This is a genomic window from Exiguobacterium sp. s194 (assembly GCF_018618275.1).
Classification (GTDB): Bacteria; Bacillota; Bacilli; order Exiguobacteriales; family Exiguobacteriaceae; genus Exiguobacterium; species Exiguobacterium chiriqhucha.
The window spans coordinates 1-12476 of record NZ_JACSLT010000001.1; the positions used below are offsets into that span (position 1 = coordinate 1).

Genomic DNA, 12476 nt, shown 5'->3' on the forward strand with positions numbered 1-12476 from the left:
ATATCGTTCTACAACCACGAGCGTCTCCAGAAACGACTAAACGGCTTGAGCCCTGTCGAATACAGGTCTCAAGCCGCCTAGGTTGGTTTTCATTATTTGCCCTGTCTACTTGACGGGGAGCAGTTCATTTCGAGACGCGGACTTCTTCAATCCCATCCGTCCGAAAATCGTTCGAGCCGCAGCCAGTCAAAGTAAGGGCTAATATTATATAACCAAGAACTGACATATGACGTTGTTTCATAAATAGACTCCCTTTGTTTGTGTATGGTTGATATACGCGATGAAAGCTAGTAAAGTTCCCATCACATGTCTATCGATCACTCGTCCACCCCGAGCACTTGAATCAACCGATTCGTCATGTCTGCCGACACGCGATAGATGAGGTGTAAATGGGTCACGTCCATCAAATAGCTCGGTTGCTGCTTCTGTCCGAGCCATAGTTGATACTGCGCCATCACCCCGCCCTTCCAATGAATCTCTAAATCAAAGTCCGGTTCCCCGTGAATGGAATCTTCGAGCGCATCATCTGCATTGCGCAACATGTCTGCGAACGGTCTCACTTTTTCGACTCCATTGAACATAATGAAATCCGTCTCATTGAACGAACCGATCCCTGACGACTCAGCGACTCGCGCTTGAATCATTTCTTCATTATTCAATTCAGAACTATCTGGTTCCATGAATGCCTTAATCATCACCGAAGCCCCTGTCAATATGGCTCGATTTAGTTTCATGCCTTTCACCCCATTCACGTTGATAGTCATCATTTACGAGAATCCGGACGAAAGGTTTCACAATTTCTGACATCGGATTGTGATCCGTTCATGCCCGTCTCCTCGTTCGCTCCAAGAAAATCGGCAATAGGTTCAATAGAATCGAGATGCTGGTGAGAACCCATAATGCCCGTCCCATGCCGGGGATGACATCCGCCAATGCACCCCAATCTTCCGCTTCGACCCAGACCGACAAATAACTGTAATCTGCACACACCGTCAACGCGGTCAGCGATAACGCAAGCGCCATCGGCAGTTTGTAATCTTTCCCGACGCTAAACGTATACAAATTGACCAGTGTCGCGCCAATCGCGAGCAATCCTAAAATCATCCACATTTCTAAACCGCCCCCTATCTAATATGTAAGTTATTACCTATTCTCAGAGTAACACAAGCCACTTCATTTATAGACAAACAAAAAAAGCCGAGCCGAAGCTCAGCTTTTCCTTATTGATACGTCCAACCGGTCAGGCTCGCAGTCGCGCCTTCGTAGCGCAACTGTTTCTCGAGCTCGCTCGGGAAGACACGGAGTGTCGCGACCGCCTCTCCGTCATTGACAAAGCATTCGACACTTGACGAGTCGACGAACAAATGAAGCGACGTCACGGCAATCGCTTTCGTCCGTGTCGTGCCATACTCGGTCGCGAACGTCTCGCCGGCATGCGTCCGGTCGATCGTCAATTCGCCTGCCGCTGCGTCGTATCGGATGACGAATGACTCGTCGCCGACTTGAAGCAAGTCGAGGCTGAAGTCTAAGCCGTCCGTTTTCAGCTCCAGCTCGTAACGGTCCGGTGTCGCGACGCTGACCGACGTGCCAGTCGCGTCGAGAAATGTGTCTCGGCGAAGCGTTGTCATCTCCGCCACCGGACGCTGCTTAAGCATCCCGTCCTCAATTGTGAGCACTCGCGGTAGCGTCAAGGCGTGTGCCCAGCCGAAGCGGTCCGTCGGATACTCGATCTCAGGCAAGCCCATCCATCCGACGAGGACGCGACGTCCGTCTTGTTCGGTCGTCTGCGGCGCATAGAAATCGAAACCGAAGTCGAGTTCCTCGAACGCGCCGTGGGTGAACGTCAACGTTTTAAGGTCGAGCTTGCCGATCAAGAATCCGGACTGATAGATGTTGTGATAGCGATGCCCGTCCGGTTCAATCCCTTGCGGCGAGAAGACGAGGACATGCTGTCCGTTCAGTTCGAACACGTCGGGACATTCCCACATGTAGCCGAACGAATCGAGTCCCGTCTTAATCTCACCGAGAAACGTCCACTCATCCAAGTCGATCGAGCGGTACAACACGACGCATCCTGTCTCGTCCGTGCGTTGTGCGCCGACGACGGCGTAATAGATGCCGTCCTCGAGCCATACTTTCGGGTCACGGAAGTGTTCCGTGTACCCGGCCGGCACGTCCGGGATCGCGACGTTCCGACGTTCGATTTTGCCGTCTCGTAATACACCGATGACCTGCGAGGCGTGACGCGTCCAGTCATCCGTCCGGTGATTGCCGGTGTACATGACGTGGAGTTCTCCGTCCTTCACGAACCCGCTGCCTGAATAGGCACCGTGTGAATCTTCGGTCGTCTCCGGGACTAACGCTACCCCGCGGTCCGTCCACGTGACGAGGTCGGGTGATGTGACATGATACCAATGCTTGAGACCGTGTACCGGTCCAAGCGGGAACCACTGATAAAACATGTGATATTCCCCGTTGTAATATGCGAATCCGTTCGGGTCGTTCAGGAGTCCCGTCGGCGGTTGGATATGGTATCCGAACCGCCACGGGGAAGCCGCCGTCTTTGTGCGGAGCGTCTCCATCTCGAGGGCACTCACGTCACGTAACGAGCGATAACGCTCTGCCTTCGTCCAACTCATAACATCACTTCCTTTTTCTTAAGCTGCTTCTTTTACTGCTTCTTTTTTCGCTTGGCGTTTTGCGAGCACGAACGTCAATCCGAAGGCGACCGCGAAGGCAATGGCCATCCCGATGATATACGAGACGATTGACGCTGGTGCAATCGAGATAATCCCTGGAAGACCTGCCGCACCGAGGGCGACGGCGAGGACTTCACGTCCGACGATGAACGCCGAGGCAATTCCTGAGCCGATGATGGCCGCGATGAACGGATAGCGTAGTTTCAAGTTGACCCCGAACATGGCCGGCTCCGTGATTCCGAGGAGTGCCGAGATACCAGATGCCGAAGCGACACCTTTCATCTTTTGATCACGTGTCAAGAAGAAGACGGCGAGTGTGGCCGCACCTTGCGCGACGTTCGACATCGCGGCGATCGGGAAGATGAACGACCCGCCTGTGCGGGCGATATCCGCGAGAAGTTGTGTCTCGATGGCGATAAAGCTGTGGTGCATCCCTGTGATGACGATTGGTGCGTACAAGAGACCCATGACGAGACCGCCGAAGAAGCCGAGTGAGTCGTACGTCCAAACGAGACCGTCGATAATCAAGTTACCCGCTTCACGCGTGATCGGTCCGACGAAAGCGAACGTGACGAACGCTGTGATGAGGAGCGAGAGGAGCGGTGTGAGCAAGATATCGAGTGAAGCTGGCATGAATTTACGGATATTGATTTCAAGTTTCGACAAGATATAAGCGGATACGAGGACCGGTAACACTTGTCCTTGGTAACCGAGCTTCTCGATTTCAAAGCCGAGAATATTCCAAACCGGAATATCGCCAACCGTTGCTTGCGCGTAGGCGTTGACGAGATCCGGGTGAACCATGATCATCCCGAGCGCGGCGCCAAGGTACGGGTTACCCCCAAACCGCTTGGCGGCGGAGAAACCTATCAGGACAGGTAAGAAGACGAAGGCGGCGTTGGCGAACGTGTTGATCATCGCGGCGAGGTCGGCGATGCCAGGGTACTGGTCAATCAATGAGCTGCCTTCGAAGAACAAATCAGGTGCCGTGAGCAAGTTGTTGATCCCCATCAAGAGACCACCGGCGACGATGGCCGGGATGATCGGGACGAAAATATCAGACAACATCTTAACGAACTGTTGGAGTGGGTTGCCTTTCTTCGCACCGGCCGACTTGACGTCGCTTGTCGACATATCGCCGAGGCCTGTCAGTTGAGCGAATTCGGCGTATACCTTGTTGACCGTACCTGTACCAATGATGATTTGATATTGGCCACCCGTCGAGAACGTCCCTTTGACGACGTCTAAGGCGTCCAACTTCTTCTCATCGACTTTCGATTCGTCGTTCAAGACGAGGCGGAGCCGGGTCGCACAGTGGGCCGCGGCGGCGACGTTGTCTTTTCCGCCGATTGCCTCTAAAATCGCTTCTGCTTCTTGTCTGTAGTTCATGCTGGTTTCCCTCCTAGCGCTTCAAGCACGCGTTGTTGTGTTGGTATGGCTGGAATCGCGCCGTATGCAGTGCATGTCAATGCACCGGTCACGTTCGCATATTCGATGTCCTGCAAGAGTCGGTCGTCATCCATCCCGAGTGTCGACAACCGATATAGATAGGCTCCGACGAAGGCGTCGCCCGCTCCCGTCGAATCGACGCTGTCGATTTTCACTGAAGCGATGACATCTTCGACATCTTTCGTCGCAATCAGCGTCCCGCGCGAGCCGAGCGTGATGGCGATTCGTTTCGCACCCGCTTCAAGCAGTGACGCGACCGCTTGATTCAAATCTTCAAGCCCCGTCAACAAGTGCGCCTCTTCTTCGCTCAATTTGACGAAGTCGGATTCAGCGATGAAATGGAGCGAATCTTGTTTGAACGCCTCGAGGTCGGTCACAAGCGCGTCACGGTAGTTCGGATCGAACGAGACGAACAGGCCGTCACGTTTGGCGAACTGAAGAAGTTTGAAGTAGGCGTTCTTTAACTCGCCGTCGAGGAGCGCCGTCGCCGACCCGAAATGGACGATGTCTCCAGACTTGAATGCCGACAAGTCAATCGACTCGAACGCGTAGTCACCGTCGCTGCCGCGGCGGAACGTGAAGTCCCGTTCTCCGTCTTCTTGAATCGAGACGAACGCGAACGTCGTGTCACCTTCCTCAACGAGGTTCTCGACGCCGACACCGTTATCAACGAGCGTCTGTTTTAAAAATCGGCCGAACGGGTCAGCCCCGACTTGACCGAGGAAGCTCGAGCTTCCACCGTGTTTGCTGACGACGGCCGCGACGTTTGCCGGTGCGCCCCCTGCTTTCTTCACGAATGTCGTCCCGTTGACGAGGTCGCTCGACGCGTCCTCACAAACCCAATCAATCAATAGTTCACCAATGCAATGTACGGTATTCATCCGTCCACCTCCATGTCTGAATGTATTGCTTCGTAGCATCTGTCGAACCGGTTCCAAAAACAAATAAAAAAATGTTGCGGAACCGGTTCCGCAACACAAATGTAAACGATTTAATTTAAAATGTCAACGCTTTCGCGCAGTTTTAATTCAAAAGTTGTGAACGTTTTCATCGGGATGGTTTCACCTGTTAACAACTGGAGAATCATGTCAGCCGCTCGGGATCCGGTCCGACGGTATGGGAGGTGGACCGTCGTGATGGACGGATGGAGCACTTCGGTAAAATCATAGCCTCCAAATCCACTCACCGAGATGTCGCCCGGGACCGTCTTGCCGGCGTTGGCAAGTCCCTTCAACACGCCGAGTGCGATGTTGTCGGTCGCACAGACGACGAGTGACGCCGACAGCTCATGCCCTATCTGAGCCCCAATCGGAATCGCGTCATCGATTTTAAATGACGTCGTGTACGTCTTCACATCCGCCCCTGCCTCGTTGAAGGCGCGTAAGAAACCATCACGTCTCGTTTGACCGACGGCGATGTCGTACTCCTCGACGCCCACATAGATGATGTCGCGATGTCCCCAATCCATGAACTGCTTTCCGAGGGCGTACGCCGCGTCAAAGTCGGGATAAACGAGGCTATGAACGTGTCCATGTTCCTGACCGATCAATAAGACGGGGATTTGAATGTCTTGTATTGCCTGCAAGTGTCGCTCCGTCACGGTCGTCCCGAGCCAGATGATACCGGCCACTTTTTGTTTCGCCAAGTTATACAACTGCTCGATTTCCCGTTCGGTCTGTTGGGCCGTGTTGACGACGAGCATTTGATACCCGCGTTCGGTCAGTCGTTCATCGATGCCCATCATGGTCCGCGAAGCGGCATAGGAATCGAGCCGCGGCACGATGACACCAATCATTTTTGTCTGTTTCGACTTCAAGCTTTGCGCGAACTGGTTCGGCTCATAGTTCGTCTCTTGGATGACGCGCTCAATCTTGTCGCGGGTCGCCTGTCCGACCGAGCCCCCGTTCAAGTAACGGGAAACGGTGCTTTTCGCAACTCCGGCCAATTTGGCGATGTCATTGATTGTCACTTGTTTCATCTCAAAAACCTCCATACGAAAAAACTGACGCGTTAGACGCCGTCAGTTCAATGGTTGATTACATATCGTTTTTTAAAGTTTAAATAATAAAGGCCGTTCCGTTTCTCGAAGCCGTTCTTCTCGAGGACATGGCGTACCGCTTCCTGATGCGGACTCGTCGGCGGGATGCCGGCGCGGACCGTATGCCCTTCTTTCAAATCGGACTGCTCGAGCGCGAGGCGAAGCCCTTCAGTCGCATAACCCTTGTCTTTGAATGGGTCGAACACCATCAAATCAAGCTGATAGACGCGAGCCAGTTTCAAGAGCAACACTTTTCCGACGACTTGACCATCGACACGGAGGTCGTAATAGAAGTCCTCCCCATAGCTATGGGCGTCGGCTGAGTACACCTGCTCTTCGCCCATCTCGACAAAGATGCCTTTTAACTCTTCGGCTGACATGCCGTAAGAACTTTGACCGTATTTTTTAAAATGCTCATATTCGATCTCATCAATCTGACGAATAGGTTGACGCACGATTTCCATCCCGTGCCCTCCTTAACAGTTATCTCATTGTCTTTCCACACTCATTATATACGAACGGCGCCGTGAAGCGCAAAAGATAACCGAAATCAGACCGGTTCGATGTGAATGTGGACTGTATCGACGGCATGGTGTTCGTCGAGTTCGCGCTCGATGTCATCACATAAATCGTGCGCCTCCTCGACGGTGAGGCTTCCTTCGACGGCAATCGTCACATCGAGCATGACGTGATTGCCGAGGTGGCGTCCTTTGATTTCACGGACTTCCTTGACGGCATCAAAGTGTTGGATTGTCTCTTCATACGAATCGACAAGGTCCGGTGGGAACCCGTCCGAGAGCTGATGGGTCGCGTCGAGAAAGATTTGAATCGCCGTCCGGATAATCATCCCCGCGATGAGGACGGCGAGCACCGTATCCATCCACGGCAATTTAAAGTAGGCAAACAGGACGCCGAGCGTCGCCCCGATTGAAATCATGGCGTCGGCGAGATTGTCTTTCGCTGCCGCCTTCAAGGCGAGTGACCGGGTCTGCTTGGCCAATCTCGAATTGTACGCATATACGCCGAACATGACGAGCGCACTCACGAACGCGACGACGGCCGCGAGCGGGTTCGGTTCCACGTATTCGCCCCCAATCAGAGTGGCGATACTGTTCAATAGAACGAACACCCCAACGGCGACCATGATCAGTGATGCGACGAGTGCGGCGAGGGTCTCCATCTTGGCGTGCCCGTATTTATGTTCCGCGTCCCGGGGCAGTGCGGCGATGCGAATGCCGATATAAACGGCGATTGAAGCGATGATATCGGTCGTGTTATTGAATCCGTCGGCGAGGACGGCTTCCGAATTATACAAATAACCGAATACGACTTTTAGGACAGATAAGACCAAATACGTCGTGATGGATAAAATGGCGCCTTTGAGCGCTTTTGGTGGATGAGTTGTCGACTGCATCCGACCACCTCCTTATTAGCTAAGTCAGTATACCAGTCGAATGTCGTGTGGGCATAGAGAAACAGTGTTTCCCTCAGTCAAATAAAATGGAATATATTCCCGGTAGTTTCGTCTTTCGATAATTATGGTAAAGTAAATGAGAAGATACCTAACGGTTACCCAACAAAAGAGGTGAAACGAATGTTTACAGAACGTGATGGAATCAAGCTTCGTTTGGAACAAATTGACAGATTACTCGCCGATTTGAACCGAGAAGCAAAACAATTGATGGCTCGTCTACGAGAACTCGACGCAAGCGGTGAAAACCCGCATGAAGTGACGCTCAAACCGGAAGATCGTGATACGCTCAAATCGTCAATCGATGAGACGCTCGAAGCGCTTCAAAGCCGCTCGAAACGCCCGATCAACCCGAATGATGAGAAGAAGAAAGAACTCGCCTCGCATAAGGCGCTCATCGATGAACTGTCGGATTTACTCAGCAAGAAAAAATGAGACGCCTCCGCGTCTCATTTTTTCAGTAAGGAGATGCTATGACCTATATCGTTACGACTTGTTTACGCCCGACCGAGGCAATCATCGAACGGGCCGAGGCTCACGCAGCAAAGTACGGCGCCCGTTTTATCCCCCGGTGCAAACACTCCATCGACACGTTAAAGCAACGCCACCAGACAGGCGTCCTCGTCTTCGATAAGCGCCGTGTCGAATATACCCCACTCGACGGAGATGAATCGTTCTTTTTCCATCCATCGAGCTCGGTGTTCCGCGTGAAGCAGCTTGCACGTGGTGGGAACGACCCGCTCGTCGATGCTGCCGCAATCAAACCAGGTGACCGCGTCCTCGACTGCACACTCGGGCTCGGCTCGGACAGCATCGTCCTCAGTCATGCCGTCGGTCCGACCGGTCGCGCCGTCGGTCTCGAGAGTGAGTTCGTCACCGCGATGCTCGTCAAAGAAGGCTTGACCGTCTGGGAAGAGAAACACGACGCGGTCAATCAGGCGATGCGTCGACTCGAGGTCGTCTGGACGGATGCTCTCACCTATTTGAAGTCATGCCCGGACGATTCGTTCGACGTCGTCTACTTCGATCCGATGTTCGAAAAGACGATTTCAGAATCGGTTCACTTGAACCCATTACGTTCACTCGCCAACACGAATCCACTGTCTCTTGAACTCATGACGGAGGCCCGTCGTGTCGCGGCTAGACGGATTGTCCTAAAGGCTCATTTTGAGAGTGAGACGTTCGAAACGTTTGGTTTTACACGGATTGTTCGCAAAACATCCAAATTTCATTACGGCATCATCGATGTAGAGACTTGACCCCTTAGGTCTTTAGGACCAATCGGGACGAAAGTCTCTTTTTTTAATTCTTATTTTCTGAATATTGACATTAATCTGACACAAGTTTAATGTTGGATTCAAGCTCACACAATTTCCCATTATTTTCACAGGAGGTTAGTACAAATGAAAAAACGTTCCATCCGTCGCACGACGCTCGCCGTCGCGCTGACATCGGTCATGAGCGTCAGTGCGATCCCGGCCGTCGGTGCCGCTCCACTCGCCGCCTCACCGCTACCAACCCCGAGCACGAATGCTCCATTCGATCACAACATCATCGATGAGGATCGGCTCGCCAAAGCGCTCGAGAAACGAGGCGTCATCAAAAAAGGGCTTTCGGCCACCGAGCGCCAAAAGGCCGTCGATGCCTATATCGAGAAGAAGCAAGGCAATGCGCAAGACGTCCATAAGCACGGCTTGAACGATAAAGCCGCTGAAGCAAAAGAGAAGATACATAACCAATTCGAGAAAGAATCGAAACGTCTCCTCGACAAAGCGAAAAAAGGACAAGCGAACTATCGGAAAGGCAAGCCGAACGGCCAAGTCAAAGTCGACCCGGCCAAGCAAGCTGGCTATAACGGCGCCGTCCGTGAAGACAAAGTACTCGTCCTTCTCGTCGAGTATAGCGACTTCAAACATAACAACGTCGTCCAAGAAGAAGGTTATCTTTATAGCGACAACTTCAGTAAAGAACACTACGAGCAGTATATGTTCGGCGACGAGTCGTTCGAACTGTTCAACGGTGAAAAAGTCCAAACGTTCAAACAGTATTATGAAGAGCAGTCGGGCGGCAGCTACACGGTCGACGGCACGGTTTCTGACTGGTTGACTGTCCCGGGTACGGCGAAAGACTACGGTGGTGATAATCCGGCTGGCGGGAATGACAACATCGGACCAGGTCCGCGTCAACTCGTTAAAGACACGTTGAACGCGGCAGTCGCTTCAGGCATGGACCTCGCCGAATATGATGAATACGATTTATATGACCTCGACGGTGACGGCGACTTCAACGAGCCGGACGGCTTGGTCGACCACTTGATGATCATCCATGCCGGTACCGGCCAAGAGGCGGGTGGCGGTGTCCTCGGTGATGACGCAGTCTGGTCACACCGTTGGGTCGTCGGGAACAGTCCTTACCGTGTAGCTGGAACGACAGCAGACGTCCCGTACTGGGGCGGTCAAATGGCGGCATTCGATTACACGATTCAACCGGAAGACGGCGCAGTCGGCGTCTTCGCTCACGAATATGGTCACGACCTCGGTCTTCCAGATGAATACGACACACAGTACACAGGTCAAGGCGAACCAGTCCAATCATGGTCGATCATGAGTGGCGGCAGCTGGGCTGGTAAAGTGGCAGGTACGGAGCCGACGAGCTTCTCGCCACAAAACAAAGAGTACTTCCAAAAATTGATGGGCGGCAACTGGGCGAACATCACGGAAGTTGATCTTGAAGACATCACACAACAAGGTTTCGTCTCGAAACTCGATCAATCCGTGACGAAATCGACGAACCCTGGATTGTTGAAAGTAAACCTTCCAGACAAGAAAGTAAAAGGCATAGAGCCAGCATTCGGCGAGTATTACTACTACTCGACAAAAGGCGATAACTTGCATACCGAACTCGCAACACCGACGGTCAAACTCGGCGCGGACGGTACGCTCGCTTTCGACACACGTTTCGATATCGAATTTGACTACGACTACTTGTACGTTAAAGCACTCAGCGGCGGCAAAGAAGTCGTCCTTGATGTCTACGGCGATGACAACACTGGAAACGGTGCGGAATCGACGAACGGTGCTTGGGTGAACAAATCGTACGACTTGTCTCAATTCGCGGGTCAAGACGTGCAAATCGTCTTCGAATACGTGACAGACGGTGGACTTGCCCTTGAAGGATTCGCACTCGACAACTTGTCGATTACGTCAGGCGGTCAATCGCTTCTCGCAGACGATGCGGAAGGCGCAGAGAAAGTCACACTCGACGGTTTCGTCAAGTCGGACGGCTATGACACGAAACCTCACTACTACTACCTGGAATGGCGCAACCATGAAGGTGCAGACACAGGTCTCTTGAACGGCCGTGGCGTCAAGTACAACACAGGTCTCGTCGTCTGGTATGCGGATGATTCGTTCTCAGACAACTGGGTCGGGATTCACCCGGGTGAAGGTTTCCTCGGTGTCGTCGACTCGCATCCTGAGGCCCTTATCGGCAACTTGAACGGTCAAGAAACAGTCGCTGGCAGCACGCGCTACCAGATCGCAGATGCGGCGTTCAGCTTAGATAAGACGCTCCCATGGTACATCGATTCACCGAGCCGTGGCATCTATGACTACAAAGCTCAACCAGGCGTGAAACAGTTCAACGACGCCAACACGTACATCAACTCGCTCATCCCAGATGCGGGCCGTAAACTTCCACAATACGGACTCGTCGTCGACGTCGTCGGCGAAGCGAAAGACAACTCGGCTGGAGCTGTTTGGGTCCGGACGAAGTAAGCTTGATTCAACGCACCCCCGCCCTTCTCACCATGAGGAGGACGGGGGTCTTATTATTCTAAAAAAGCTTGAAATTTCATGACAGACTGTGTAACATACTAGATGTAACCGCCTCTGTAGGTTAGTGGCAGACCTCAGCAATGGTAATGCTGCAGCACGAGTTCGATTCTCGTCGGAGGCATCAAATGAAGCGACCTTTCCTTATCAGGACAGGTCGCTTTTTCTTTTGGTCATGGAAACTGTCTTGACACGGTTTCCGTTCCTCTATAAACTTGTAAAGTTGACAGAATGAATGATTTGGAAGGAGTACGATCCCCATGCACAATGAATGGTTATGGATTCCTTCTGCCTTGCTCACGCTCGGTCTGCTCGTCCTCAGCTACAAGCTGTTCGGACGCGTCGGACTGTTCGCCTGGATTGCGATGGCCTCGGTCGTCGCCAACATCCAAGTGACGCAGCAGATTGTAATCGGTGGTTTCATCTTTACTCTCGGGAATATCGTCTACGGTTCCCTTTATTTAGCGACAGACATCTTGAATGAAAAATACGGTCGTCACACCGCCCGTAAAGGCGTCTGGCTCGGCTTCTTCATCTTGATCGTCTCGACCGTGCTCATGCAATTCGCATTGCTCTATGAGCCGTTTGAAGAGGCGTTGTTCATGCATGAGAGCTTCGAAGCGCTGTTCTCGATGCTTCCGCTCATCACGCTCGGTAGTCTCGCCGCGTACCTCGTCTCGCAGCTGTTCGACGTCTTCATCTATTCGAAGATTCGCGCCAAGACGGGTGAGAAAAAACTGTGGCTTCGGACGACCGGTTCGACCGTCGTCTCTCAGTTCATCGATACGCTCACTTTCTGTACGATCGCCTTCTGGGGCATGGAATGGGATATCTGGTGGAACATCTTCATCACGACATATGTCGCCAAGTTCATCATCGCTTGGATGGCGACGCCGTTCATGTATTATGCGAAACGGACCGTCCCACAGGACGACGAAAAAGAAGAAGCAGCCTAAGCAAAACCGCGAGCCCATCGGCTCGCGGTT

General features: G+C 52.6%; 13 protein-coding genes and 1 tRNA gene. 6 read left to right on the forward strand and 8 right to left on the reverse strand.

Annotation, left to right across the window (positions count from 1 at the left end; genetic code table 11):
* A partial coding sequence (locus KNP85_RS15845; protein ID WP_214800926.1) for an IS3 family transposase occupies positions 1 to 81 on the forward strand: 81 nt, incomplete at its 5' end.
* Positions 82 to 317: 236 nt separating this feature from the next.
* On the opposite strand, the gene KNP85_RS00010 is transcribed toward KNP85_RS15845, so the two are convergent.
* From KNP85_RS00010 to KNP85_RS00045, 8 genes are all read right to left on the reverse strand, one after another.
* A complete protein-coding gene (locus tag KNP85_RS00010; RefSeq protein ID WP_214800716.1) occupies positions 318 to 734 on the reverse strand; it encodes a YhfM domain-containing protein in 417 nt (138 codons plus the stop codon).
* Positions 735 to 822: 88 nt separating this feature from the next.
* Positions 823 to 1110 (reverse strand): hypothetical protein, encoded by a 288-nt coding sequence (locus KNP85_RS00015; protein WP_029595544.1) that lies wholly within the window; start codon positions 1108 to 1110, stop codon positions 823 to 825.
* A 110-nt stretch (positions 1111 to 1220) separates the two neighbouring features.
* Positions 1221 to 2639 (reverse strand): sucrose-6-phosphate hydrolase, encoded by a 1419-nt coding sequence (locus tag KNP85_RS00020; protein ID WP_214713648.1) that lies wholly within the window; start codon positions 2637 to 2639, stop codon positions 1221 to 1223.
* A gap of 18 nt (positions 2640 to 2657) precedes the next feature.
* Positions 2658 to 4088, reverse strand: a complete 1431-nt coding sequence (locus tag KNP85_RS00025) for a sucrose-specific PTS transporter subunit IIBC (RefSeq protein ID WP_021067362.1) — start codon at positions 4086 to 4088, stop codon at positions 2658 to 2660.
* Positions 4085 to 5029: a carbohydrate kinase family protein gene (locus KNP85_RS00030; RefSeq protein WP_214713650.1), complete on the reverse strand. Its 945-nt coding sequence runs from the start codon at positions 5027 to 5029 to the stop codon at positions 4085 to 4087. Before KNP85_RS00030 ends, KNP85_RS00025 begins: the two co-directional genes overlap by 4 nt.
* 110 nt (positions 5030 to 5139) lie before the next feature.
* Positions 5140 to 6126, reverse strand: a complete 987-nt coding sequence (locus KNP85_RS00035; protein ID WP_021067360.1) for a LacI family DNA-binding transcriptional regulator — start codon at positions 6124 to 6126, stop codon at positions 5140 to 5142.
* 47 nt (positions 6127 to 6173) lie between these two features.
* Positions 6174 to 6650, reverse strand: coding sequence for a GNAT family N-acetyltransferase (locus KNP85_RS00040; RefSeq protein WP_021067359.1), 477 nt, complete (start codon positions 6648 to 6650; stop codon positions 6174 to 6176).
* An 86-nt stretch (positions 6651 to 6736) separates the two neighbouring features.
* The gene (locus KNP85_RS00045) at positions 6737 to 7600 is read right to left on the reverse strand and encodes a cation diffusion facilitator family transporter (protein WP_021067358.1); all 864 of its coding nucleotides are present in this window, start codon (positions 7598 to 7600) and stop codon (positions 6737 to 6739) included.
* A 180-nt stretch (positions 7601 to 7780) separates the two neighbouring features.
* Between KNP85_RS00045 and KNP85_RS00050 the strand changes: the two genes are divergently transcribed.
* The 5 genes from KNP85_RS00050 (at position 7781) to KNP85_RS00070 (ending at position 12446) form a co-directional block, all read left to right on the forward strand.
* Complete coding sequence (locus KNP85_RS00050) at positions 7781 to 8092, forward strand: hypothetical protein (RefSeq protein ID WP_021067357.1); 312 nt, start codon at positions 7781 to 7783, stop codon at positions 8090 to 8092.
* 38 nt (positions 8093 to 8130) lie between these two features.
* On the forward strand, positions 8131 to 8916 hold the full coding sequence (locus KNP85_RS00055) for a class I SAM-dependent methyltransferase (protein WP_214755924.1): 786 nt from the start codon (positions 8131 to 8133) through the stop codon (positions 8914 to 8916).
* A gap of 144 nt (positions 8917 to 9060) precedes the next feature.
* Positions 9061 to 11433: an immune inhibitor A domain-containing protein gene (locus KNP85_RS00060; RefSeq protein WP_021067355.1), complete on the forward strand. Its 2373-nt coding sequence runs from the start codon at positions 9061 to 9063 to the stop codon at positions 11431 to 11433.
* Between the two features lie 110 nt (positions 11434 to 11543).
* A tRNA-Thr gene (locus tag KNP85_RS00065) sits at positions 11544 to 11614 on the forward strand.
* Between the two features lie 136 nt (positions 11615 to 11750).
* Positions 11751 to 12446, forward strand: coding sequence for a queuosine precursor transporter (locus KNP85_RS00070; RefSeq protein ID WP_021067354.1), 696 nt, complete (start codon positions 11751 to 11753; stop codon positions 12444 to 12446).
* The last annotated feature ends 30 nt before the right edge of the window (positions 12447 to 12476 follow it).

Excerpts from the sequence above, each read along its gene's own strand:
- KNP85_RS00010 (WP_214800716.1), bottom strand. The coding sequence starts at position 734 with ATGAAACTAAATCGAGCCATATTGACAGGGGCTTCGGTGATGATTAAG.
- KNP85_RS00015 (WP_029595544.1), bottom strand. The coding sequence starts at position 1,110 with ATGTGGATGATTTTAGGATTGCTCGCGATTGGCGCGACACTGGTCAAT.
- KNP85_RS00020 (WP_214713648.1), bottom strand. The coding sequence starts at position 2,639 with ATGAGTTGGACGAAGGCAGAGCGTTATCGCTCGTTACGTGACGTGAGT.
- KNP85_RS00025 (WP_021067362.1), bottom strand. The coding sequence starts at position 4,088 with ATGAACTACAGACAAGAAGCAGAAGCGATTTTAGAGGCAATCGGCGGA.
- KNP85_RS00030 (WP_214713650.1), bottom strand. The coding sequence starts at position 5,029 with ATGAATACCGTACATTGCATTGGTGAACTATTGATTGATTGGGTTTGT.
- KNP85_RS00035 (WP_021067360.1), bottom strand. The coding sequence starts at position 6,126 with ATGAAACAAGTGACAATCAATGACATCGCCAAATTGGCCGGAGTTGCG.
- KNP85_RS00040 (WP_021067359.1), bottom strand. The coding sequence starts at position 6,650 with ATGGAAATCGTGCGTCAACCTATTCGTCAGATTGATGAGATCGAATAT.
- KNP85_RS00045 (WP_021067358.1), bottom strand. The coding sequence starts at position 7,600 with ATGCAGTCGACAACTCATCCACCAAAAGCGCTCAAAGGCGCCATTTTA.
- KNP85_RS00050 (WP_021067357.1), top strand. The coding sequence starts at position 7,781 with ATGTTTACAGAACGTGATGGAATCAAGCTTCGTTTGGAACAAATTGAC.
- KNP85_RS00055 (WP_214755924.1), top strand. The coding sequence starts at position 8,131 with ATGACCTATATCGTTACGACTTGTTTACGCCCGACCGAGGCAATCATC.
- KNP85_RS00060 (WP_021067355.1), top strand. The coding sequence starts at position 9,061 with ATGAAAAAACGTTCCATCCGTCGCACGACGCTCGCCGTCGCGCTGACA.
- KNP85_RS00070 (WP_021067354.1), top strand. The coding sequence starts at position 11,751 with ATGCACAATGAATGGTTATGGATTCCTTCTGCCTTGCTCACGCTCGGT.